This window comes from Streptomyces sp. NPDC017520 (genome assembly GCF_044329855.1).
GTDB lineage: Bacteria > Actinomycetota > Actinomycetes > Streptomycetales > Streptomycetaceae > Streptomyces.
In genome coordinates this window covers 12775-35037 of the sequence record NZ_JBIRKB010000004.1, presented here as the reverse complement: position 1 = coordinate 35037, position 22263 = coordinate 12775, and the positions used below count along the sequence as shown (strand labels likewise).

Below are 22263 nucleotides of genomic sequence, written 5' to 3'. Positions count from 1 at the left end.
GAGCAGCCATGACTGACTTATCCCCCGCGGGTTCATCCGTAGAGACGCGCGAGATTCCGCGAACCCGTCGGCTTCACGGGTCCGGTGGGCGCAACGCGCGCCCGCCCCCGGGTGCGCCCGGCGCACGGGTCCGGTGGGGGTGCCGTGCGCCCACCACTCCTTGCGGACCGTAACTGTCCGCAAGGGCCGATAGCGTGCGGACCATGGCAGCGAAGACGCACCGCACCGCCGCACAGCCCGCCGTCCTCTCCGCGCGGGCCCTGAACCGGGCGACCCTGGACCGTCAGCTCCTGCTGCACCGGTCGCCGATGTCCGCGAAGGACGCCGTCGCCCACCTCATCGGGCTCCAGGCCCAGAACACCAAGCCCCCGTACTTCCAGCTGTACGCCCGCCTCGCGGACTTCGGCCCCGAGGAGCTGTCCGCCCTGATGGCATCCCGCGAGGTGGTCCGGATCGTCACCCTCCGCTCCACCCTCCACACCCATACGGCGGACGACGCGCTCACCCTGCGCCCCCTGGTGCAGGCGGCGCGCGAGCGGGAGCTGAAGACCTTCCGGCGCGGGCTGGAAGGAGTAGACCTGGACCGGCTCGCCGCGGTGGCCGAGGAGTTGGTCGTGGAGCGACCGCGCCCGGTCAAGGAGTTGCGGGAGGAACTCCTCGCCCGCTGGCCGGACGCCGACCCCCTCGCACTCACCGCCGCCGCCCGCTGTCTGCTGCCCCTGGTCCAGGTCACCCCGCGTGGACTGTGGGGACGCGGCGGACAGGTCGCCCTGACCACCGTGGAGCACTGGCTGGGCCGGCCCGCCGAACCCGCGTCCGCCCCCGACGCCACCGTGCTGCGCTACCTCGGCACGTTCGGCCCCGCCTCGGTGATGGACTTCCAGTCATGGGCGGGACTCACCCGCACGAAAGAGGTCTTCGAACGGCTCAGGCCCCGGCTGCTCACCTTCCGGGACGAGAGGGGCGTCGAGCTGTTCGACCTCCCGGACGCCCCGCGCCCCGACCCCGGCACCTCGGCCCCGCCGCGCTTCCTGCCCGAGTTCGACAACCTCCTCCTCGGCCACGCCGACCGCACCCGCGTGATCGCCCCGGTGAACAAGGGGCGCAACGGGGTGGGCAACCAGGCGTACGGATCCGTGCTGATCGACGGGTTCTTCGACGCGGTCTGGCGCGTCGAACGCGAGAACGGCACCGCGGTCCTGACCGTCCAGCCGCTGCGGAGCCTGGTCCGCTCCGAGCGCGCGGAGATCACCGAGGAGGCGGCGCGGATGCTGACCGTGATGACGGACGCGACGGACCACGACATCCGGTTCGGCACGTTCCTGGAGTACGGCGACTGAGACCCCCGCGGCCCAGCGGCCCGCAGGTCAGGCGCAGGGGCAGGGGTCAGGGAAGCAGCCCCGCCCGGCGGGCCGCCACCACGGCCTCCAGCCGCGTGTGCGCCCCCAGCTTCCGCATCGCTGACCGCAGATACCCCTTCACCGTCTCCGGCCGCAGCCCCAGCCGCTCGGCGGCCGCCGCGTTCGTCGCGCCCGCCGCCACACACGCCACCACGTCCACCTCGCGCGGCGCGAGGCGGACCTCCCGGGCCGCGGGCGCCTTGGCCCCCGCCGCCGAGGCCAGCCGCCCGCAGGCGTCCAGCAACTCCTCGCGCAGGGCCGGGTCCAGGACCCTGGGGACCAGCGCGCGCAGTTCGCGGTGGGCCTCGCGCACGTCCTCCCAGGCACCGGGCGCCGTGTCCGGATCGGTCACCTGCTCCCGGCCCGCCGCCAGCAACCGCCGCACCTCGTCCCGCACCGCGAGCGACTGCTCCACGTCACGGGCCGCCGCCACCATCGCGTCGAACGTCCGGTCGCCGAGCGTGACCGGCGTACGCAACGCCCCGTACAGCACGCCCCGCACCGCACGCCGTACGACGACGGGGACCGCGACGACCGAGCGCAGCCCCTCCGCCGCCACCGCCGCGTCGTACTCGTGGCTGATGTGGCGCGAAGAGGCGTAGTCCGTCACGGCACAGGGCCGGGACAGCGCGATGGCCTTGCCGCCCAGACCACTCCCGGCGGAGACGACCAGCCCCCGCAGCGCACTGGTCTGCGCCCCGTTGAGCTCGGCGATCCGCGCATGGCGCGCGTCGGACAGCAGACCGCCGAACACCACGGGAAGCCCGCTCGTGCGACGCAGCCTCAACAGCGCGGCCTGCATCTCGACCGCGTCGACCGGTTCCGGCACTCCGACGTCCTCCCACCCGGCCCGTGCCGCTCTCCCCCGCACGGGGGAGCGGACCACCCCCGTCCGGGGGTGGTGAGACCTGGGTCACTGTTTACATGATGTTAGGCGACCGGTCCGTAATGAGGAGGGCACATGTCGGCAACCAGCGCTACCGAGACGTTCCGGGCCGCCCGGGACTTCCTGCTGGAGCACCGCGAGGACTACGAGCGGGCCTACGCGGGCTTCCGCTGGCCCCGGGCGGACCACTTCAACTGGGCCCTGGACTGGTTCGACGTCATCGCCGAGAACAACGACCGCACCGCCCTGCACATCGTGGAGGAGGACGGCCGGCGCACCGAGGTGTCCTTCGCGGCGATGTCGGAGCGCTCCGACCGGGCCGCCAACTGGCTGAAGGCACAGGGCGTACGGGCGGGCGACCGCGTCCTCGTGATGCTCGGCAACCAGGTCGAGCTGTGGGAGACCGCCCTGGCCGCGATGAAGCTGCGCGCCGTCGTCATCCCCGCCACCCCGCTCCTCGGCCCCGCCGACCTGCGCGACCGGGTGGAGCGCGGCCGGGTGCGCCATGTGCTGGTGCGGGACGCGGACACCGCGAAGTTCGACGAGGTCCCCGGGGACTACACCCGGATCGCGGTGGGCGAGAAGGTGGCGGGCTGGCTGCCGTACGCGGGGGTGGCCGAGGCGTCCGCCGTCTTCACACCGGACCGGGAGACGGACGCGGACGAGCCGCTGATGCTCTACTTCACCTCCGGCACCACCGCCAGCCCCAAGCTGGTCGAGCACACCCATGTGTCCTACCCCGTGGGCCACCTGTCGACGATGTACTGGATCGGGCTCAGGCCGGGCGACGTCCATCTGAACATCTCCTCGCCCGGCTGGGCCAAGCACGCCTGGTCCAACCTCTTCGCCCCGTGGACCGCCGAGGCCACCGTCTTCATCTTCAACTACACCCGCTTCGACGCGGGCCGCCTGATGGCCGAGATGGACCGCTCGGGCATCACGAGCTTCTGCGCCCCGCCCACCGTCTGGCGCATGCTCATCCAGGCCGACCTGAGCCAGTTGAAGGTCCCGCCGCGCGAGGTCGTCGCAGCTGGTGAGCCGCTGAACCCGGAGGTCATCGAGACGGTCCGGCGGGAGTGGGGCGTCACCATCCGCGACGGGTTCGGCCAGACGGAGACCGCCGTCCAGGTCGCCAACACCCCCGGCCAGCTCCTCAAGACCGGCTCCATGGGCCGGCCGAGCCCCGGCTTCACCGTCGAACTGCTCGACCCGATCACCGGCCGGCCCGGGGCGGCCGAGGGCGAGATCTCCCTCGACCTGGCCGACCGCCCCGTCGGCCTGATGACCGGCTACCACGGCGACCCGGACCGCACCGCCGAGGCGATGGCGGGCGGCTACTACCGCACCGGGGACATCGGCGCACGTGACGCGGACGGCTACATCACCTATGTGGGCCGCGCCGACGACGTGTTCAAGGCATCCGACTACAAGATCTCCCCGTTCGAGCTGGAGAGCGCCCTGCTGGAGCACGAGGCGGTCGCCGAGGCCGCCGTCGTGCCCGCCCCCGACCCGCTCCGCCTCTCCGTCCCGAAGGCGTACGTCGTGCTCGCGGAGGGCTGGGAGCCGGGGCCGGACACCGCGACGGTCCTCTTCGAGCACTCCCGGGCGGTCCTCGCCCCGTACAAACGCATCCGCAGACTGGAGTTCGCGGAGCTGCCCAAGACCGTCTCGGGCAAGATCCGCCGCATCGAGCTGCGCGAACACACCGCCCTGGGCTCCGGCGCCGAGTTCGTCGAGGGGGACCTCACATGAGCGGCCTGTCCTACGCGCACGGCGTCGGTGACACCGCGCTGCTCGGCGACACCATCGGCCGGAACCTCGACCGGGCGGCCGCGGCGCACGGCGACCGCGAGGCGCTGGTCGACGTGGCCTCCGGGCGACGCTGGACCTACACGGAATTCGTCGCGGACGTCGATGTGCTGGCCCGCGCCCTGATGGCGTCGGGGGTGGCGAAGGGCGACCGGGTCGGCATCTGGGCGGTCAACTGCCCCGAGTGGGTGCTCGTCCAGTACGCCACGGCCCGGATCGGGGCCATCATGGTCACGATCAACCCCGCCTACCGCGCCCACGAGGTGGAGTTCGTCCTCCAGCAGGCCGGCGTCTCCCTGCTGATCGCCTCCCTCTCCCACCGCACCAGCGACTACCGCGCCCTCGTCGGACAGGTCCGCTCCGCCTGCCCCGACCTGCGCGCCGTCCACTACATCGGCGACCCGTCCTGGGACGAGCTGACCGCCGCCGCGCCCGCCGTCAGCCGGGAGCAACTGGCCGCCCGCGAGGCGGAGCTGTCCTGCGACGACCCGATCAACATCCAGTACACCTCGGGCACCACGGGCTTCCCCAAGGGGGCGACGCTCTCCCACCACAACATCCTCAACAACGGATATTTCGTCGGGGAGACGATCGCGTACACGGAGGCCGACCGGGTCTGCCTCCCGGTGCCCTTCTACCACTGCTTCGGCATGGTGATGGGCAACCTCGCCAGCACCTCGCACGGCGCCTGCGTCGTGATCCCCGGCCCCTCCTTCGAGCCCGCCGCCGTGCTGACCGCCGTCCAGCAGGAGCGCTGCACCTCGCTGTACGGGGTGCCCACCATGTTCATCGCCGAGCTGAACCTGCCGGAGTTCGCCGGGTACGACCTCTCCTCGCTGCGCACCGGGATCATGGCCGGTTCGCCCTGCCCGGCCGAGGTGATGAAGCGGGTCGTGGCCGAGATGCACATGGCCGAGGTGTCCATCTGCTACGGGATGACGGAGACGTCCCCGGTCTCCACCCAGACCCGCCGCGACGACGATCTCGATCGCCGTACCGGCACGGTGGGCCGCGCGCTGCCGCACATCGAGGTCAAGGTCGTCGACCCGGTCACCGGCGTCACGCTGCCGCGCGGCACCGCCGGCGAGCTGCGCACCCGCGGCTACAGCGTGATGCTCGGCTACTGGAACCAGCCCGACCGCACCGCCGAGGTCGTCGACGCCGGCCGGTGGATGCACACGGGGGACCTCGCGGTGATGCGCGAGGACGGATACGTCCAGGTCGTCGGCCGGATCAAGGACATGATCATCCGGGGTGGCGAGAACGTGTACCCACGGGAGATCGAGGAGTTCCTGTACGGCCATCCGAAGGTCGCCGACGTCCAGGTGGTCGGGGTGCCGGACGAGCGCTACGGCGAGGAGATCCTGGCCTGCGTCATCCCCCGGGACCCCGCCGACCCGCCCACCCTGGAGGAGATCTCCGCGTACTGCCGGGAGCGGCTCGCGCACTACAAGATCCCGCGCAGGCTGCGGATCCTGGAGACCTTCCCGATGACGGTGAGCGGAAAGGTCCGCAAGATCGAACTGCGCGAGGCGTACGCGGACTGAGGACCCGCTTTCGATCCTGGTGCGCGGCGCCGGCCCCATGACGGGCAAGGGGTGGGCCGTAGCAGCCATGGCCAGGCCAGGACCATGGCTGTCAGCTGCGGTCCAGCACCGAGGCCGGCATGTTCTGTTCCGCCCAGACCACCTTGCCGGTGACCGTGCGGGACGAACCCCAGCGGCGGCACAGCATGTTGATGAGCTGAAGGCCCCGTCCGCCCTCGTCGCTGAGGCCCGCGTGCTGGATCTGGGGCAGGTCGGGCCCGGTGTCCGACACCTCCACGACGAAGCGTTCTCCGCGCAGCAGCCGCAGCTCGCCGGGGCCGTTCCCGTAGCGCAGTGCGTTGCCGACCAGTTCGGAGACGACGAGCTCGGAGACGTCGGCGAGTTCCTCGAGCCCCCACGCGGCGAGCTGGCCGGTGACGAGACCACGGGCGACCGAGGCGGCCCGGCCGTCCTGCGGCAGCTCCCACACCCGCAGGTCCCCGGCCGGGAGTGCGGCGCTCGTGGTGACGAGGAGCACCGCCTCGTCGAACCGGGCGGCGGCGGCCGGGGCGCGCTCCACCAGACCGCCCTTCTCCAGCGACCCGGGCGGCAGGCTCAGCGCCGCCGCACGCAGCCGGTCCAACTGGGCGTCCACGTCCTCGTCCCGGGACTTGATCAGACCGTCCGTGTACATGACCAAGTGGGAGCCGTCCGGGACGCGCAGCCGCAGGGGGTCGTACGGGATCACGCCCGCCCCCAGCGGCGCTCCGGTCGGCACCGGGACGAGGTCGGCGGCGCCCTGCCCGTCGAGGAGCAGCGGCGGCAGGTGCCCGGCGCTCGCCAGCGTGTAGGAGGAGTCGGCGGGGTCGTAGACCGCGCACAGGCAGGTGGAGACCTGCTCGTCCTCCAGGTCGCGGGTGGCCAGGTCGAGCCGCGCGAGGATCCGCTCGGGTGCCATGTCCAGGGTCATCAGCGTGCGGGCCACCGTCCGCAGGCGCCCCATGGTGGCAGCAGCGGGCAGCCCATGCCCCATCACGTCGCCCACCATCAGGGCCGTCCGTCCGCCGGGCAGGGCCATCACGTCGTACCAGTCCCCGCCGACGCCGTGATGCGCCGCCGCGGGCGCGTACTCGGAGTGCACCCGCAGGCCCGGCGTCCCGGGGGTGACGCGCGGCAGCAGGGAGCGCTGCAACGAGACGACGTGCTCGCGTTCCCGCCCGTACAGACGGGCATTGTCGATGAAGACCGCCGCCTTGGAGGCGAGCTGCTCCGCCAGCGCCAGGTCGGTGGTGGAGAACGGCGGAGTTCCGCGGCCGCGCACGAAGTCGGCGCTGCCGAGCAGCAGCCCACGGGCGATCAGGGGCACGGCCAGGTAGCTGTGCACGCCTGCGACACGCAACTGCGCGGCGGCGCTCGCGGTGGGCGCGACGTGGATGAAGTCGTCGTCGCGCATCCTGCTCAGCAGCACCGGCTTGCCCTGCCGGAGGACGTACCGGTGGAGCAGCGTCTCGTGCGGCTGCTGGGAGTGCTCGTAGATCTCGCCCACCGGGGTCGGTTCCAGGTTGGAGAGCTCCTCGATGGCGCACAGCGCCGTGGCCCGCATCTGCGGGATGCCGGGCCCGGTCTTCCGGGAGCCCTCGTCGCCACGCAGGACGCTCTCGAGGATGTCCACGGCCGCCCCGTCGGCGAAACGGGGCACGGTGAACTCGGCGAGTTCTTGTGCGGTGCGCTCCAGGTCCAGGGTCGTGCCGATGCGGGAGCTGGCGGAATTCAGCCAGGCGAGACGGCTGCGCGTGGTGAACCGGTCCGGCGGCAGGACGCCTCTGCTCCGGCGGAAGCGCACATTCGCCCCGGCCGTGCGTCGCCCGGTGGAGCCCCGGCCGGGCAGGCGCCGTCTACCACTGCCGGCGTTCACTCTTCCGCCTCCGAACAGGACTCGACGCCTCTTGGTGCCCAGTGTGCACCGGAAACGGCCGCGGCACCTCCGGGTTGCCCTGATGCGGCTCACCTGCGCGGGGACTGTGCCCCGGCGCCGGGTCCTGGCCCTACTGGTCTGGTGGTCCGACTCCGTCTGGTGATTCGGCTCCGTCTGGTGGTCCGGCTCCCGGATTCGACTTCCCCGACGAGGTCAGGCGGCTTCGATGATGTCGGGGCCGCCCCGGGTCGCCGCCGCCCACTCGATGAGCAGCACTTCGTAGGTCGCCGCCTCCACCTCGGACCAGTCCTGTCCGGAGGCGTCGACGAGGGCACGGATGGCCTCGTTGGCGTGTTCGGCGGCGGGCGCGGGGCGGTCTGCGGGGCGGGAGCTGTCCGGGAGTAAAGCCATGCGCACAGCTTACGTGCCGCCACTGACAGCCACGGCTTCCGAAGTGTCCGAGGACCCCGAGGCGTTCGGCACACGCGGGATCCTCCGGGTCCCCGCGGCGCCCGACGGCCGGGCGGCGGAGGCCAGTTCGCGCCGCATGCAGACCCGGGGCCAGCGGTCCAGGCCGTGCTGGGCCTCCTCGGCGCGGATCGCGCGCAGACCGTCGGTGAGTTCGCCCTCGGCCAGGACGCGGAAGCCGATACGGGCGTAGTACGGCGCGTTCCACGGCACATCGGTGAAGGTGGTCAGGGTGAGGGCCGCCATGCCCCGGGCCGCGGCCAGGCAGGCGAGGTGGGCGATCAGCTCCCGGCCGATGCCCCGGCGGGCGGCGGCGGGGTCGACCGAGACCTGCTCGATGTGCAGGGCGTCGTCGACGGGGTCGGCGAGCACATAGCCGATCGGCCGGTCGCCGGTGGCGGAGAGGGGGTCGGAGGCCACCCAGCAGCGGCCTGCCAGCCGGTAGCTCTCCAGCAGGGCGAGCGGGGGCGGATCGTCGTCGGCCACGAAGGCCATGCCCAGGTCCCGGAACGGTTCCCCTGCGGCGCGCTCGATGTCCTGGAGCAGCGGGAGATCCGAGCGTCTGGCGGAGCGGATACGCATGTACTCAGTGTGCCGCGCCGGACGGCGGACCGGTACGCGGTGGCCGGATATGGATGTCCGGCCGACACCACCCGGGCACGAGCGTGCTCCCGGAGCCCCTCCGGAGTCGCTCCCCGTCGTCCTCGCGTCCGGCACCGCTCAGGCGCCGGTGCTCACCAGCTCGTCCGCGGGGCTGTTCACCGGCTGCGGGGTCCCGGTGAGGTCCATGACGAAGAGCGGGAGGCCGACGCCGTCCGCGCGGGCCCGGGCGTCGGCCGCGTATCCCGCGAGGGAGAAGAACACCCCGGTCGCCGACGCGCCCAGTGCGTTGAGCCAGAGGGTCTCGACCGCGCGCAGCGTCGTCGGCCGGGTGCTGGAGTCGACCCGCGCGATCAGCCCGTCGGCCCGCAGGTCGATGCCGGAGGCCGGGCCCGCCCCGGGCCGGCCGACGTCGCGGCAGCCCAGCCAGGTCAGATAGAGGCCGGCCGCGCTCACCGCGTCGTGGCCCGTGCGGATCGTCATCGGCCGGAAGGCCGGGCGCGGGTGCGCGGCGGTGCGCGGGAGAGGGATGTGGGCGGGGGAGACCGGCGGGGCCGGGGCCGTCTCGGCGGCCACCGGGCGTACCGGGATCCGCAGGACGGTCCCGCACGGACAGCACAGCTCGGGCCGGGGCCACTGGTTCTCCCGGGCGCAGGACGCGCAGCGGACGGTCACCCACGCGTCGTTCCAGCTGCGGTGGGTGACCAGGACCGCCGGGGCGTCCCGCAGCAGCGGCGGTGCGGTGGGCGTCCCGCACGGGCAGCGGTAGGCCGGTGTGCTGTAGGCGTGGTCCCGGCCGCAGACAGGGCACCGTACCGGCACGAACTCCACGATCGTCTCCCTCCGGCACGGACGGCGCCGCCGACTGCGCTCCGTACCTCCCTCGTCACGCCATCGTCCACCAGGAGCGAGGCCCTGGGGAGGGGGTTGGCGGACTTCATGGGGGCGGGTGGCCGTCCGCGCCCTTGACGAGGGTCGTCGCACGATTTAGATTGCTTCCGTATAGCAGAACTGAATTTCCGTAATACGGAATTGGTGCTCTCAGGTGGCGCGACAGAGCCCGACTCCACCAATCCCGAGCAGGAGCACTCAATGCCTCGTATGACCGCTGCCCGAGCGGCAGTTGAGATCCTCAAGCGCGAAGGCGTCAGCAACGCGTTCGGTGTGCCGGGTGCGGCGATCAACCCCTTCTACGCGGCCCTCAAGGCCTCCGGCGGGGTGCAGCACACCCTGGCCCGGCACGTCGAGGGCGCCTCCCACATGGCCGAGGGCTACACCCGTGCCAAGGCCGGCAACATCGGTGTCTGCATCGGCACGTCGGGCCCGGCGGGCACCGACATGATCACCGGTCTGTACTCCGCCATCGCCGACTCCATCCCGATCCTCTGCATCACCGGCCAGGCCCCGACCGCCGTGCTGCACAAGGAGGACTTCCAGGCCGTCGACATCGCGTCGATCGCCAAGCCGGTCACCAAGGCGGCGACGACCGTCCTGGAGGCCGCGCAGGTCCCCGGCGTCTTCCAGCAGGCCTTCCACCTGATGCGCACCGGCCGGCCCGGCCCGGTCCTCATCGACCTGCCGATCGACGTCCAGCTCACCGAGATCGAGTTCGACCCCGAGCTGTACGAACCCCTCCCGGTCCACAAGCCCGCGGCCTCCCGCAAGCAGATCGAGCGGGCGATCCAGATGCTGAACGCCTCGGAGCGCCCGGTGCTCGTCGCGGGCGGCGGCATCATCAACGCCGACGCCTCCGAACTCCTGGTGGAGTTCGCCGAGCTGACCGGCGTCCCGGTCATCCCGACGCTGATGGGCTGGGGCATCCTCCCCGACGACCACGAGCTGAACGCCGGCATGGTGGGCCTCCAGACCTCGCACCGCTACGGCAACGCGAACTTCCTGGAGTCCGACTTCGTCCTCGGCATCGGCAACCGCTGGGCCAACCGCCACACCGGCAAGCTGGACGTCTACACCCAGGGCCGCACCTTCGTCCACGTCGACATCGAGCCCACCCAGCTCGGCAAGATCTTCGCCCCGGACCTCGGCATCGCCTCCGACGCCAAGGCCGCGCTGACGCTCTTCGTCGAGGTGGCGCGCGAGCTGAAGGCCGCGGGCGGGCTGAAGGACCGCTCGGCCTGGGCCGCGTCCACGCAGGAGCGCAAGTCGACCCTCCAGCGCCGGACCCACTTCGACAACGTGCCGCTCAAGCCGCAGCGCGTGTACGAGGAGATGAACCGGGCGTTCGGCCCCGAGACCCGTTACGTCACCACGATCGGGCTCTCCCAGATCGCCGGCGCGCAGATGCTGCACGTCTACAAGCCGCGTCACTGGATCAACTGCGGCCAGGCGGGCCCCCTCGGCTGGACGATCCCGGCCGCGCTGGGCGTCGCCACCGCGGACCCGGAGGGCACGGTCGTCGCGCTCTCCGGTGACTACGACTTCCAGTTCATGCTGGAGGAGCTGGCCGTCGGCGCGCAGCACCGCATCCCGTACGTCCACGTCCTGGTGAACAACTCCTACCTGGGGCTCATCCGCCAGGCGCAGCGCAACTTCGACATCGACTTCCAGGTCAACCTGGAGTTCGAGAACATCAACTCGCCGGAGCTGGGCGTCTACGGCGTGGACCACGTCAAGGTCGTCGAGGGACTCGGCTGCAAGGCGATCCGGGTCACCGAGCCGGACCAGCTGCTGCCGGCCTTCGAGGAGGCGAAGAAGCTCGCCGCGGAGTTCCGGGTGCCGGTGGTCGTCGAGGCGATCCTGGAGCGGGTCACGAACATCGCGATGAGCGGCAGTGACATCGCGTCGGTCAACGAGTTCGAGGACATCGCGACGGACGCGTCCCACGCGCCCACCGCGATCCGCCCCCTGACCGTGTCCTGACGGACCGACCCACCCGCCACAGCCGACAGGCCCCCGCCCCGGGTTCCTCCCCGGGGTGGGGGCCTGTCGCTGCGTGCGGGCCGCTTCCGCCCCGCCGAAGATGTCCTCAATCGCCGGACGGGCTGGATACGCACCGTTCCAGCCCGTCCGGCGATTGAGGACGGAAGCCTCGCGGGGAGGGGCCGGACTCCGCAGGCAGGGTTCAGGGGGTGTCCCTCACGCAGGGAGCGGCCTGCTCCGGAGCCACGGTTCCGTCCTCAAACGCCGGACGGGCTGGGAGGGCGCCGGACGGGCTGGTGAGGCGCCGGAGGGGGCGGACACCGTGCCCGCCCACGCGAAAGGGCGCGGAGTACGGGACCGTATCCGTACTCCGCGCCCTCGTTCGGGGAGCGACAGAGGTGTCGCCGGGTGACAGGGACCGCGGCGGCGGCGATCGGCCCGGGGGGGGCGTCACCTTCAGGTCAGGAGACGCTCCCCGGGTCCTTCACCACCGCACTGGCATCGCTCGACCGCCGCGGCCTCGTCGTCCTGCCCGTGCCGCGCGGCACCCCTCATCCGGGTGCGCGGTACGGGCAGGGGCCTGGAGAAGGGGAGGCTCAGTCCTCGCGCAGGGCGCGGACGGCCTCCTCGACGCGCTTGCCGTAGTCGGCGTCGGCGGCGTGGAAGTGGGCGAGGTTCTTCTCGATCACGTCGTCACGGGTGACCTGCGAGAGGCCTCCGGCGATGTTCGCGACCAGGCGGCCCTTCTCGTCCTCCGACATGAGCCGGAAGAGTTCGCCCGCCTGGAAGAAGTCGTCGTCCTTGGTGTGCGCGGGCGCCTCGTGCGTGCCCGTCCAGCCGTGGACCGCCAGCGGGGCGGCGAGCGCCGCGTCGGTCTGCGCCGGACCGGCGTACGAGTTGGGCTCGTAGTTCTTGTCGTGGCGCGAGCCGTTGCGGGTCGCGTGGACGCCGTCGCGGCCGTAGTTGTCGACGACGGCGGTGCGCGGGGCGTTCACCGGCAGCTGGGTGTGGTTGACGCCCAGGCGGTAGCGGTGCGCGTCCGCGTAGGCGAACAGCCGGCCCTGGAGCATCTTGTCCGGGGACGGGCCGATGCCGGGCACGAAGTTGTTCGGGGAGAACGCGGCCTGCTCGACCTCGGCGAAGACGTTGTCCGGGTTGCGGTCCAGGACCAGGCGGCCGACCCGCTGGAGCGGGTAGTCGCTGTGCGGCCACACCTTGGTGAGGTCGAACGGGTTGAACCGGTAGTCGGCGGCGTCGGCGGCCGGCATCACCTGGACGTGCAGCGTCCAGGAGGGGTTGACGCCGCGCTCGATGGCCTGGAGCAGGTCCGTCTGGTGCGAGTTGGCGTCCTTGCCGACGAGCTCGGCGGCCTGGTCGGCGGAGAGGGACCGCACGCCCTGGTTCGTCTTGAAGTGGTACTTGACGAAGAAGGCCTCGCCCGCGGCGTTCGTCCACTGGTAGGTGTGCGAGCCGTAACCGTTCATGTGACGGTACGAGGCGGGGATGCCGCGGTCGCCCATCAGCCAGGTGATCTGGTGCGTCGCCTCGGGGGCGTGGGCCCAGAAGTCCCAGACGTTGTCCGGCTCCTGCTTGCCCGTGAACGGGTCGCGCTTCTGCGAGTGGATGAAGTCGGGGAACTTGATCGGGTCCTTGATGAAGAACACCGGGGTGTTGTTCCCGACCAGGTCGTAATTGCCCTCGTCCGTATAGAACTTGAGGGCGAAGCCACGCGGGTCGCGGACCGCGTCCGCGCCGCCGAGCGAGTCGGCGACGGTCGAGAAGCGGATGAACGTCTCGGTGCGCTTGCCCACCTCGGAGAGGAAGTCGGCGCGGGTGAAGCCCGTGACGTCGTCGGTGACCTCGAAGTAGCCGTACGCGCCGGAACCGCGGGCGTGCACCACGCGCTCCGGGATGCGCTCACGGTTGAAGCGGGCGAGCTTCTCCAGGAGGTGCTGGTCCTGGAGGAGGATCGGTCCACCGACACCGGCGGTGGCGGAGTTCTGGTTGTCGGCGACCGGGGCGCCTGACTCGGTCGTGAGCACACGCTTAGCCATGTGGCGGGATGACCTTTCGTACGAGCTGCTGACGGCTTGAGGAGCGTAGATTCGCCGCGGAGCAACGTCAACAGTTTGTTGAAAACGAAGTGTGTGGTTCCGGGCCGCGGCAGCGCCTGGGCGCGACAGGACAGGTGTCAGCGCCACCGCGGCCCGGAGATCAGGGGGCCCGTCGTGCGGGCCGTGGCCCCGTACGAGGCCAGGAGCTCCTTGCGGAGCCGGAGGGGTCAGACCTGGGAGCCGGACAGCCGCTCGACCGAGCGAAGCAGCGCCGAGTGGTCCAGGCCGCCGTCGCCCTGGGCGCGCAGCGAGGCGACCAGCTGGGCGACCACGCCGCCGACGGGCAGGGCCGCGCCGACGTTGCGGGCGGCGTCCGTGACGATGCCCATGTCCTTGTGGTGCAGGTCGATCCGGAAGCCGGGGGCGAAGTCCCGCTTCAGGAAGTTGTCCTTCTTGCGGGTCAGCACGGTCGAGCCGGCCAGGCCGCCGTTGAGGACGTCCAGGGCGGCGGCGAGGTCGACGCCGGACTTCTCCAGGAAGACCACGGCCTCGGCGCAGGCCTGGATGTTGACCGCCACGATCAGCTGGTTGGCCGCCTTCACCGTCTGGCCGGAGCCGTGCGGGCCGCAGAGCACGATGGTCTTGCCCAGCGCCTCCAGCAGCGGCTTCGCGGCGTCGAAGTCCGCCTGCTCGCCGCCGACCATGATGGACAGGACCGCCTCGATGGCGCCGGCCTCACCGCCGGAGACCGGAGCGTCCAGGACCCGGATGCCCTTCTCGGCCGCGTTCTTGGCGAGGTCCACGGAGGTCTGCGGGGTGATGGAGGACATGTCCACCAGCAGGGCGCCGCGCTTGGCGTTCTCCAGGATGCCGTCGGGGCCGTAGGCGATGGCCTCGACCTGCGGGGAGGCGGGCACCATCGTGATGACGACGTCCGCGTCCCTGACCGCGTCCGCGATCGAGGAGGCGCCGGTGCCGCCGGCCGCGACCAGGCGGTCGACCTTGTCCTGCTCCAGGGTGTATCCGGTGACGTCGTAACCGGCCTTGACCAGGTTCTCGGACATGGGGGAGCCCATGATGCCGAGGCCGATCCACGCAACCTTGGGGAGGTTGTTGCTCATGAGGGTGCCTTCCTGAAAAACGTGTGTACGTAAGGGGGTTGGGCTCGACCGGAGGTCGGCCCGGCCCGCCCGCGACCGGTCAGCGGGCCGCTCGGGCCGACGCCGGGAGCCAGTCGAAGGACTCCGCGCTCGGCCGGTCGCCCGGCTTGTACTCCAGGCCGACCCAGCCCGCGTAGCCGGCGTCCTTCAGCTCGTCGAGGAGCTGCTCCAGCGGCAGCGAGCCGGTGCCCGGCGCACCGCGCCCCGGGTTGTCGGCGATCTGGACGTGGCCGGTCTTCGCGGCGTACGCCTTGATGACCTGGCTCAGGTCCTCGCCGTTCATCGAGAGGTGGTAGAGGTCCAGCAGGAACTTGGCGTTCCCGAGACCCGTCGCCGCGTTCACCTTGTCGACGACCTCGATCGCGGCCGGTGCGCTGACCAGCGGATAGAGCGGCGACTCCGGCTTGTTGAGGGTCTCGACGAGGAGGATCGCCCCGATCCGGTCCGCCGCGCGGGCGGCCAGCGCCAGGTTCTCCAGGGCGAGCGCGTCCTGCACCACCGGGTCCGCGCCCTCGACGCGGTTGCCGTACAGCGCGTTGAGCGCCGTGCAGCCGACCGAGGCGGCGAAGTCGGCCGCCACCTCGATGTTGGCCCGGAAGCGGTCCGACTCCGTGCCGGGCACGGAGAGCGCGCCGCGGTCGGGGCCGGGCAGCTGTCCGGCGTAGAAGTTCAGCCCCACCAACTGGGTGCCGGCGTCGTCGAGCGCCTTCTTGAGGGCGTCGAGCTCCGCCTGCGGAGGGGTGGGGGTCTCGATCCAGGGCCACCACAGCTCGACCGCCGTGAAGCCCGCCGCGGCGGCTGCCGCGGGACGCTCCAGGAGCGGGAGTTCCGTGAAGAGGATCGAAAGGTTCACATCGAAGCGCTGGTCCGGGTATCCCATGAGGATGTCGGCGCTCCTTCCGTATTGCGGAAGTTAGTTTCTGCTTAACGGAAGATTGCCCGGAGGGTGGCAGGGCTGTCAAGGGGTGCCGGAAAATTCGCCCCGGCCGACGGCGCCCGGAATCGGTGGCGCGGGTGCCTCCGGGCATACGAAAGCGGGGCGGGGGCCGCCCTCGACCCCCGCCCCGCCCGGCTCTCACGCCGTACGTCCGCCCGCTATCCGGCCGGAACCGTGTCCTCGAAACTCGTCCCCGCACCCCGGTACGCCCCGACCATCGCGTTGACCTGTGCCGGGGTCAGCACCTGGTCCTTCACGTGCAGGACGTAGTCCACCTGCTGGTCGTAGGCGCGGGGCGTGGTGCTCGGCTGCCCCTGGAGGTCGATCAGCCACTGGTTGAAGTTGATCGACATCGGCCGCTCGGGCAGATAGGCCGCCCCGTGCGTCCCGAAGTGCTGCCCGTCGACGTAGTACGTGATTTCGTCGTCGTCGATCGTCACCACCAGGTCGTGCCAGCCCGCGTACGACTGCCGGACCTCGCTGTGCGCGTTGACCGCCTCCCACGGGTCGGGCCGGTAGGTCTCCCACGACGTCGTGTAGAGGATGTTCGCGGGCTCGCCCCAGCCGCCGTTGGGCAGATACTCGAAGTCGTACTCCGCGTAGTCGTCCGCCATCGGCGCCTTCAGGTCGTTGATCGTGAAGAACGTCTGCACGATGCGGTCGCCGTCCGGGCCCGAACGCGGCGCGTCACTGAACTTCACCCGGGAGGCGTACGTCCCGTTCTTGAACTTCATCGACTTGGTCAGGATCTCGGTGTGCTTCGTCGAGGCCCCCGTGCCGGCCGTCGAGGTCTCCAGGTTCATCACCGAGTTTCCGCCCTGGTCGGCGAACGTGACGTTCTCCGGGGCCCAGGTCGCGCCCGGCACCCCGGGACCGCCGGAGTTGGAACGTACGCTCCAGCCGTTCGCGTTGATCTCCGGGTCGGTGTGGGAGCTGTAGTCGAAGTCGTCGAACAGCGTCGGCGCGTCCCCCGGCGGGTCGGTGGGCGGGTCCGTCGGGTCCGGCGGGTCGGTCGGGCCGTTGCCCCCGGGGGCCTCGCCCCAGACGGTCGCCCCGGAGACATGGGCGGTCACCTTGGACCAGTCGCCGTACGCCGTCCTGTCCGCGCCGAAGGAGTAGTCGTCGGACTGGACGAGCGGGGCCCAGGAGCTCTGGTGGAAGCGGAGCTGCATGTCCCCGGTGTCCGCCCCCGGCGCCAGCGAACCGGCCCCGGACGTGAAGCCGATCTCCAGATAGCGGTCAGCGGTGGCGGTCGGGTCGGCGAGCGTCCCGAACGTGCCGGTGATGTTCGCGCACCCCTTCACCGCCCAGGAACAGGCGAACCGGTAGGCGGCGGACGCCGCGTCGGCCTTGAAGTAGTAGCGCACCTTGACGCTGCTCAGCGGTACGGAGGTGGAGCCGGTGTTACGGACCTTCAGCCACGGCTCGCTCTGGTCGGCGCTCGCGCCGGACGCGCTCGTGCGGTACTGGACGGCGATCCCGTCCGCCGCGGCGTTGGCCGAGGACGGCAGCGCGGCCAGACCGGTGGCGGCCAGGGCCACGGCGGCGGCCGAGGCAGCGACGGTGCGCAGCCTGGACCCGCGCGGATTCCTGCGTGCTGTGTTCACGGGTGCGTTCCTCTCCGGAACGGTCGATGGTGGGGGAGCGGCTACGAGTGGGGTCGCGCTGTTCCTGAGGACGTGGACGTGGACGTGGACGTGGATGGGGACGGGGACGCGTACGCGGTTGTCGCGAGCGACCGTGCGTCCAGCGGGCGGTAGGGGACGCCCAGGGCGTCCAGCCGGGCGGTGTGGTGACGCAGCCGCTCGACGAAGCCGGGCCAGTCGCCGCGTCCGCCGGACCAGGACCGGTCGGCCAGCGCGCAGAGCCGTGGGTAGCTGAGGTACTCGATCTCCTCGGGGGTGCGGGCGTACTCGGTCCACAGCTGGGCCTGGGTCCCGAGCACCCGCGCCCGGTCCGCCTCCGGCCAGTCCAGCGGCGCCGGCTCGTAGCCGTGGACCGTGTGCAGCGGGACCGGCGCCCCGGGCTGCGCCACCGGCTCGGACGGGTCGCCGGACTGGGCGTAGTCGAGGTAGGTCGCCCGGTGGTGCGCGGCGATCACCTGATGGCCCCGGTGCGCGGCGGCCCGCGCGTGCGAGGAGTCGCGCCAGGTCATCACCGCGAATTCCGGCGGGAGTTCGGCGCCGTTCTCGACCCAGCCGAGCGGAATCCGGCCGCGCTCCACGAGGAACGCCCCGACCCGGCCCATGAACCAGCCGTGCAACGCCGCCGGGTCCGCGAGCCCCAGGGCCGCCGCGCGTTCCCGGGCTGCCGGGCTCTCCTCCCACTCGGCGGTCGGGCACTCCTCGCCCCCGACGTGGACGTACGGAGACGGGAAGACGTCCATCACCTCCTCCAGCACGGCCCGGCAGAAGTCGAAGACCCCCTCGTGCACGCCGAGGATCGTGTCGCACACCCCCCAGCGGGTCCACACGTCCAGCTCACGCCCTGGGTGGTTGCCCAGCTCCGGGTAGGCGGCGAGCGCCGCCCGCACATGGCCGGGCATCTCGATCTCCGGTACGACGGTGACCCCGCGCTCCGCCGCGTACCGCACCAGGCCCCGCAACTCCGCCTTGGTGTACGCCCCTTCGTGCGGCACCGCGTCGAAGTACGCCCCGTCCGGACCGGTCGGGCCCTTCTGCGACCGGGCCCGCCGGGAGCCGACCGAGATCAGCCGGGGGTAGGCGTCGACCGGCATCCGCCAGCCCTGGTCGTCGGTGAGGTGGAGGTGCAGGACGTTCAGCTTGTGCAGCGCCAGCAGGTCCACGTACCGGCGCAGATAGCCGACCGGCTGGAAGCGCCGCGCCACGTCCAGCATCGCCCCGCGCCACGGCCGGTCCGGCACGTCGGTGATCTCGACGCACGGCAGCTCCCAGCTCTCGGTCCCCGACGCCCCGCCCGAAAGGGCCTCGGCGGGCAGGAGCTGGCGGATCGTCTGGACGCCCCGGAGCAGCCCGGTGAGATGGGCCGCGCGCAGCTGGAGGGCCTGCCGGCCGACTGTCAGCCCGTACCCCTCCTCGCCGAGGCCGCCGAGCCGGTCGTCCAAAGCGAGGACGACCCGGCCGTCCGACGCCGGGGCGAGGGGGAGCCCGGCCGCGCGGCCGACCAGGGAGCGCAGCAGGTCCGCCGCCGGTTCCGCGCCCGGCAGCGCCCGGACGGTGGTGTCCCGGTCGAGGGTGAGCCGGCCGCCGAGCGAGGAGACCTTGGTGGGCCGGGGAAGGAGGGCGAGGTCGGGGCGCGATGCGGGCACGGCGGTCTCCGGATTCGGTTCGCGGGCGGGCGGGCGGGGGCGGGCGTCTTCCGCTGCTCAGCCTTTGACGGCGCCGGCGGCGAAGCCGGACGTGACATGGCGCTGGAGCAGCAGGAAGATCACGAGGGCGGGCAGGGCGAAGAGGGTGGAGGCGGCCATCGTGGCGCCCCAGTCGGTGCCGAAGGTGTTCTGGAAGGACGACAGCCACACCGGCAGCGTCCGGTTGTCCTGCTGCTTGATGATCAGGAAGTTGGCGTAGGCGAACTCGTTCCAGGCGGTGATGAAGCCGAACAGCGAGGTCGCCATGAGCCCCGGCGTCAGCAGTGGCATCGCCACCCGCCAGAACGCCCCGGTCCGCGTACACCCGTCGACCTGCGCGGCCTCCTCCAGCTCGGGCGGGATCGTCCCGATGAAGCCGCGCAGCACCACGACGGTGAACGGCAGTGTGATCATGAAGTAGATCAACGTCAGCGTCGGCAGCCGGTCGAGCATGTCGGTGTCCCGGGAGATGATGTAGACCGGGATGATCAGCGACTCCCAGGGCGCCATCTGCGCGATGAAGATCATCAGCATGAACTGCCGCCGGCCCCTCCACCGCATCCGCGCCACGGCGTACGCCGCGCCCAGCGCGACCAGCAGCGCCAGGAGCACCGCCCCCAGCGTGACCAGGATGCTGTTGCGCCAGAACAGCGCGAACCCATCGGCCTCCACCGCCCGTCGGAAGTGGTCGAGCGTCCAGGTGTGCGGGAAGAGCCTCGGGTCGGGGGACCGGATGTCCTTGGACGGCGTGAAAGCCGTGGAGATCATCCAGTAGACGGGGAAGAGGCAGACGACGACGGTCACGGCGGCGGCGATGTTCAGCGGAAGGCGCCGGAGCCGAGGGCGTACGAGAGGTGGGTTCATCGGGTCTCGTCCTCCTGGCGGAGCATCTGGCGGAAGTACAGGACGAGCACCCCGGACATCAGGACCACGGTGACCATCGAGGCCGCGGAGCCCAGGTCGTACCGCTGACCGGAGAGCGCCGTCTGGACCGCGTAGACGGGCAGGATCGTCGTGGCGTCACCCGGGCCGCCCCGCGTCATCACCCAGATCTGGACGAACGCCTTGAAGGTCCAGATCACCTCCAGCGAGAGAACCAGCAGGAAGATCGGCCGCAGCATCGGGAAGGTGACCGAACGGAAGATCCGCGCCGCACCCGCCCCGTCCAGCCGCGCCGACTCGTACAGCTCCAGGGGCACGGTGGTCAGCGCCGAGTACAGGGTGATCGCGGCGAACGGCACCGACTGCCAGACGATCAGCGTCACCAGGATCGCGAAGGCGGCTGTGCCGTTCGCGAACCACGGGTAGCGGTCGAAGGAATCGAAGCCGAGCGAGGTCAGCGACTGGTTGACGATGCCGAACTCCGAGTGGAACAGCCACTGGAAGACCGTGGTCGCCGCCACCACCGGCATCGCCCAGGCCAGCACCAGCGAACACAGCACCACCGTCCGCCCGATCCGGCCCAGCCGCTCCACCATCAGGGCGACCAGGGTGGCGATCACCATGATCAGGACGACGTTGACCGCCATGAAGAGGAAGGTGCGGCGCACCACCTCCCAGAACCGGGGGTCCGCCAGCAGCGTCCGGTAGTTGCGCAGCCCGACGAACTCCGCGTCACCAGTGATCAGTTGGCGTAGCCGGAAGTCCTGGAACGAGATCAGGACGGCCCGCACCAGCGGATAGACCAGCAGATACAGCATGCCGCCGACCGCGGGGGCGATCAGGGCGTACGGCCAGGCGCTCTGCGCCCTGCTCCGTGCCCTGCTCCGTGGGGACGGGGCTTTGCGTCCGGCGAGGCGCGGTACGGGACGCCGCCGGGGTGTGCGGGGTGCGGTCCGTTGGTCGACGGCCGGCACGGCACGCCTCCTTCGCTGCTGTGGTGGCGGATCGAGGTCAGGAGCCGGCGTTCATGGCCCGGGTGATGTCCGCCGAGGCCTTCGCCGCCTCCTTCGCCGGATCGCCCCCGGTGAGCACGGCCGTCATGTAGTCCTTGATCGGGTTCTCGGCCTCGACCGCCGCCCAGCCCGGGGTATTGGGCGTCGCGTGCCCGTTGGCCGCGCCGACCGCCATCGCGGCGGCACCCGGGTCGTCGGCCACGGCGGACGCCAGCGACGTCCGGTTCGGCACGTAGCTCATGGCGACGGCGAGCTTCTTCTGCCAGGTGTCCCCGGTCAGCTCCTTGATGAAGGCCACCGCCTCGTCGGGGTGGGCCGCCGCGGCCGGCACGACCAGGTCGGAGCCGCCGGTGAAGACCGCGCCAGGGGTGTCCGCGGTCTTGCCCGGGATCGGGAAGAAGGCGAGCTTGCCCGCCAGTCCGGGGTTCTGCTCCTCGATGACCTTGGCCCCGCCCGGGGTCTGGATGACCTGCGCCACCTGCCCCTGGGCCATCACCTCGGCCTGCGGCGGGTCGTCCTCGTCGGAGTCCTTGGGGCCCTTGCCGAGCGCCTGGAGCTCCTGGTAGAACGCCATGCCGCGCAGCGCCTCGGGGGTGTCCAGCGCGCCGGACCATTTCCCGTCGGACTCCGCGGCGAGGTCACCGCCCTCGTCCCAGATGAACCCGGCCAGCGCGTACCACAGCTGTCCGGGCAGGTAGATGCCCTGCGTACCGCCCTTGTTGAGCTTGGTGGTGGCGTCGATCCACTGCTCACGGGTCTTGATCGCCGTCGCGTCGACGCCCGCCTTCTCGAAGAGGTCGGTGCGATAGACGACCACCCGGTTCGCCGCGTAGTACGGGATGCCGTACTGCTTGCCCTCGTACGACCCCGGCTCGGCCAGGCCGCTCAGCCAGTCCCCGCCGTTCAGCTCCTCGGTACGGTCGCTGAGGTCGAGCAGCCCGCCGCTCTCCGCGAACTGCGCCACCTGGGTGTTGCCCGCCTCGATGACGTCCGGGGCGTCGTTGCTGGCGAGGGCGGCGGTGATCTTCTCGCCGATCCCGTCCCACTCCTGGATCTGGATCTTCACGTCGATCGTCGGGTGGCGCTTCTCGAAGTCCGCGGCGAACTCCTTCTGGAATCGGTCCGAGACGCTGTCGCGCATCAGCCAGACGTCCACCGTCGTCCGGCCGCCCCCGTTGCCGGAGTCCGTTCCGGACGACGAACTACAGGCACTGAGCGCGGCGGTCAGGACGAGCACGGACCCACCGGCGAGCAAGCGGTACTTCATGGTTCACCTCGGAAGCAGAACGATGCGACTGACCTGACTGACCTGACCCGACTGACCTGACCGGAAATCCACCTGATCTGAAATCCACCTGACCACCTGACCAGTCGGATTCACTGGACAGCTCACCTGTCGATGGGGGTT

17 protein-coding genes are annotated in these 22263 nt (G+C 71.4%); 4 read left to right on the top strand and 13 right to left on the bottom strand.

Annotated features, from left to right (window positions below; translation table 11 throughout):
* The first annotated feature begins 203 nt into the window (after positions 1-203).
* Complete coding sequence (locus ACH4KB_RS10950; RefSeq protein ID WP_398065671.1) at positions 204-1340, top strand: winged helix DNA-binding domain-containing protein; 1137 nt, start codon at positions 204-206, stop codon at positions 1338-1340.
* Positions 1341-1386: 46 nt separating this feature from the next.
* Here ACH4KB_RS10950 and ACH4KB_RS10945 read toward each other — a convergent pair whose 3' ends face one another.
* The gene (locus tag ACH4KB_RS10945; protein ID WP_398065670.1) at positions 1387-2229 is read right to left on the bottom strand and encodes a response regulator transcription factor; all 843 of its coding nucleotides are present in this window, start codon (positions 2227-2229) and stop codon (positions 1387-1389) included.
* 132 nt (positions 2230-2361) lie between these two features.
* Here ACH4KB_RS10945 and ACH4KB_RS10940 point away from each other — a divergent pair, with 132 nt between their 5' ends.
* Entirely contained in the window at positions 2362-4038 is a 1677-nt protein-coding gene (locus tag ACH4KB_RS10940) for an AMP-binding protein (protein ID WP_398065669.1), read from the top strand.
* Positions 4035-5642, top strand: coding sequence for an AMP-binding protein (locus tag ACH4KB_RS10935; protein WP_398065668.1), 1608 nt, complete (start codon positions 4035-4037; stop codon positions 5640-5642). The genes ACH4KB_RS10940 and ACH4KB_RS10935 overlap by 4 nt, the downstream gene beginning before the upstream one ends.
* A 91-nt stretch (positions 5643-5733) precedes the next feature.
* Here the strand turns inward: ACH4KB_RS10935 and ACH4KB_RS10930 are convergent, their stop codons facing one another.
* The 4 genes from ACH4KB_RS10930 to ACH4KB_RS10915 all read right to left on the bottom strand — a co-directional run bounded on the left by ACH4KB_RS10930 (position 5734) and on the right by ACH4KB_RS10915 (position 9435).
* Complete coding sequence (locus ACH4KB_RS10930) at positions 5734-7536, bottom strand: SpoIIE family protein phosphatase (RefSeq protein ID WP_398065667.1); 1803 nt, start codon at positions 7534-7536, stop codon at positions 5734-5736.
* Positions 7537-7749: 213 nt separating this feature from the next.
* On the bottom strand, positions 7750-7947 hold the full coding sequence (locus ACH4KB_RS10925; RefSeq protein WP_018956753.1) for a hypothetical protein: 198 nt from the start codon (positions 7945-7947) through the stop codon (positions 7750-7752).
* Positions 7948-7956: 9 nt separating this feature from the next.
* Complete coding sequence (locus tag ACH4KB_RS10920; protein WP_398065666.1) at positions 7957-8586, bottom strand: GNAT family N-acetyltransferase; 630 nt, start codon at positions 8584-8586, stop codon at positions 7957-7959.
* 138 nt (positions 8587-8724) lie between these two features.
* Positions 8725-9435, bottom strand: coding sequence for a hypothetical protein (locus ACH4KB_RS10915; protein WP_398065665.1), 711 nt, complete (start codon positions 9433-9435; stop codon positions 8725-8727).
* Positions 9436-9696: 261 nt separating this feature from the next.
* On the opposite strand from ACH4KB_RS10915, the gene gcl reads away from it, so the two are divergent.
* Positions 9697-11481 (top strand): glyoxylate carboligase, encoded by a 1785-nt coding sequence (gene gcl, locus ACH4KB_RS10910; protein WP_398065664.1) that lies wholly within the window; start codon positions 9697-9699, stop codon positions 11479-11481.
* A 596-nt stretch (positions 11482-12077) separates the two neighbouring features.
* Here gcl and ACH4KB_RS10905 read toward each other — a convergent pair.
* The 8 genes from ACH4KB_RS10905 to ACH4KB_RS10870 all read right to left on the bottom strand — a co-directional run bounded on the left by ACH4KB_RS10905 (position 12078) and on the right by ACH4KB_RS10870 (position 22122).
* The gene (locus ACH4KB_RS10905; RefSeq protein ID WP_398065663.1) at positions 12078-13535 is read right to left on the bottom strand and encodes a catalase; all 1458 of its coding nucleotides are present in this window, start codon (positions 13533-13535) and stop codon (positions 12078-12080) included.
* Between the two features lie 227 nt (positions 13536-13762).
* On the bottom strand, positions 13763-14656 hold the full coding sequence (locus ACH4KB_RS10900) for a 2-hydroxy-3-oxopropionate reductase (protein ID WP_398065662.1): 894 nt from the start codon (positions 14654-14656) through the stop codon (positions 13763-13765).
* 79 nt (positions 14657-14735) lie between these two features.
* A complete protein-coding gene (locus ACH4KB_RS10895; protein ID WP_398065661.1) occupies positions 14736-15575 on the bottom strand; it encodes a TIM barrel protein in 840 nt (279 codons plus the stop codon).
* 215 nt (positions 15576-15790) lie between these two features.
* Positions 15791-17239, bottom strand: coding sequence for a cellulose binding domain-containing protein (locus tag ACH4KB_RS10890; protein WP_398065660.1), 1449 nt, complete (start codon positions 17237-17239; stop codon positions 15791-15793).
* A 41-nt stretch (positions 17240-17280) separates the two neighbouring features.
* Positions 17281-18921 (bottom strand): beta-N-acetylhexosaminidase, encoded by a 1641-nt coding sequence (locus ACH4KB_RS10885; RefSeq protein ID WP_398065659.1) that lies wholly within the window; start codon positions 18919-18921, stop codon positions 17281-17283.
* 57 nt (positions 18922-18978) lie between these two features.
* A complete protein-coding gene (locus tag ACH4KB_RS10880; protein ID WP_398065658.1) occupies positions 18979-19824 on the bottom strand; it encodes a carbohydrate ABC transporter permease in 846 nt (281 codons plus the stop codon).
* Positions 19821-20816 (bottom strand): carbohydrate ABC transporter permease, encoded by a 996-nt coding sequence (locus ACH4KB_RS10875; protein ID WP_398065657.1) that lies wholly within the window; start codon positions 20814-20816, stop codon positions 19821-19823. The genes ACH4KB_RS10880 and ACH4KB_RS10875 overlap by 4 nt, the downstream gene beginning before the upstream one ends.
* 37 nt (positions 20817-20853) lie before the next feature.
* On the bottom strand, positions 20854-22122 hold the full coding sequence (locus tag ACH4KB_RS10870) for an extracellular solute-binding protein (protein WP_398065656.1): 1269 nt from the start codon (positions 22120-22122) through the stop codon (positions 20854-20856).
* Positions 22123-22263 lie beyond the last annotated feature (141 nt).